Origin of the sequence: Priestia sp. BR_2 (assembly GCF_041954005.1) — a bacterium.
Lineage (GTDB): Bacteria > Bacillota > Bacilli > Paenibacillales > Paenibacillaceae > Paenibacillus_AQ > Paenibacillus_AQ lautus_A.
On the sequence record NZ_JAVFHM010000183.1, the window covers coordinates 1 to 1464 of the forward strand.

Consider the following 1464-nt stretch of genomic DNA (forward strand, 5'->3'; position numbering starts at 1 on the left):
ATATATCTATCATTCTTTTCTCCTCTTTCTATGCCTCAGATCATGGATAGTATTCCATGAATTATATTATATCACAGGGCTTTTTTTCTATCTTCTAGCATAAGTATCTATTTTTTTTCATGCTCTCTTTTGGGATTGATAGACGTTCCTTTTGTATTGAAATGTAGCATTCTTTTCTTGAAGAAAATGTTAAAAATAAATAATGGAAAATTAACGAGATAGAAAATGAGTAAATATACCTAAACACTGATTGACTTTTCTCTTCTTCTTCGTTTATAGTTTTTCTATATGTGTCTAAAAATGAGTAAATATTGTAGGAGTTGTAGATGAATTTGAAGAAGAAAATTGACATTCTAGGAAGCTGTGTTTCCAGAGACCCTTTTGCTATGTTTGACCACCAGTATGAAATTAATGAGTATTTTGCGAGAACGAATATTATATCGTTAGCATCAAAACCAGTTGGACTTTCCATTCGAGGCATCCATATTGAGTCTAAATTCCAGCGCAGAAGCGTATATAATGATCTCAATAAGCTTTTCTTAAAACACGTGGATGAAGAGCCTGCTGATACGTTAATTATTGACTTACTGTCTGAAAGATTAAGACTTATGAAACGCGGAGAATCTTACATCGCCCTTTCTAAAGAATTTGCTCAATCTAATTTAATGAATGATTTAAAAAGTAAAAGAATTGTAGAACGCACGGATGAATTATGGGACAGCTCTGCTGATCAAATATGCGAAAGAATCAACGCAAGCAGCATTTCAAAAGTCATTATTCATAAAGCGTTTTGGAAAGAAAAATATGTAGATAAAGAAGGAAACGTTCAAGTTTTTGAAAATCAAGACGAAATTCAGCGTCACAATCAGCAATTAGAGTATATGTATACATACCTTGGCAACAAAATTAACAACAGTACATACCTTGAAATAAAAGAAGAATTTATGGCAGATGAAAATCACAAATGGGGTCTTACGCCAAGACACTATCAGCCAGCTTATTATGAAAGATTTTTAGAACAGCTTAATGCTTTACTTTTACCTGCTGTAACAAGTTAAAAAATAAAAGCACGCCCCTTTTTTATAAGGTAGCGTGCTTTTTCATTATGAGTTAGTAAAATACTCAGAGAGAAATTTAAACCATACCTTCTCCCCTTCTTCGTTCGGTTGACCATTTTCATCAGATAAATACTTCAAAATGTCTTCCTCGTTATAATCTGGCCATGCACTCCAGTGATTTATAAATTCGTATCCATTTTCTTTGGCAAAGGTTTCTAACGCCTTTACGTCATTGGGGTAATTTTGGGCTTGATAGACCGGCGCTGATGGTTGAAAAATAGTAACGAGGTCTTTATTTTCACTTTTAATGTGATTCATAATGACGTCCAAATTATCAACTGTATTATTAATGCCTACTACGCCGTTGTCATTTAATAAAAATGGTTCAAAAAGCAAGATATCAGGC

2 protein-coding genes are annotated in these 1464 nt (G+C 33.1%); one reads left to right on the forward strand and one right to left on the reverse strand.

Annotated features, from left to right (window positions below; all coding sequences use genetic code 11):
- Positions 1 to 326 precede the first annotated feature (326 nt).
- Positions 327 to 1058 (forward strand): DUF6270 domain-containing protein, encoded by a 732-nt coding sequence (locus tag RB298_RS09335; RefSeq protein WP_486046928.1) that lies wholly within the window; start codon positions 327 to 329, stop codon positions 1056 to 1058.
- A gap of 45 nt (positions 1059 to 1103) precedes the next feature.
- Here RB298_RS09335 and RB298_RS09340 read toward each other — a convergent pair.
- Positions 1104 to 1464, reverse strand: a 361-nt coding sequence (locus RB298_RS09340) for an SGNH/GDSL hydrolase family protein (protein WP_486046929.1), incomplete at its 5' end; no start/stop codon positions are given.